A 305-nucleotide genomic window follows, 5' to 3' on the forward strand; every position below is an offset into this window, starting at 1 on the left:
CAAGGAACGAGGGAATCCGGGCAAAGGCCACCAGGCTTCCACTGATCAGCCCGACGAGCACGCCGGTGCCGATCCCTGCCAAGGCGCCGACGATCGGGCCGCCAGCGGCTACACCCATGGCTGCCGTGACACTCGCAAGTCCTGCGACGGCACCGACAGACAGGTCGATCTCCGCGGCGGCGATCACGAAGGTGACCGCCACGGCCATCAAGGCGATCATGGCTGTCTGCCGGAAGATGTTCAGCAGGTTCTCGACGGTGGCGAAGCCAGAATCGTGCAGGAAGAGGACGCAGATTCCGTACACC

1 pseudogene is annotated in these 305 nt (G+C 64.6%); it reads right to left on the reverse strand.

The features are described from left to right. Positions 1 to 305, reverse strand: a pseudogene (locus ACFWJO_RS37220) (hypothetical protein); the annotation flags it as partial.

Source organism: Streptomyces sp. NPDC127092 (assembly GCF_042722475.1).
Classification (GTDB): Bacteria; Actinomycetota; Actinomycetes; order Streptomycetales; family Streptomycetaceae; genus Streptomyces.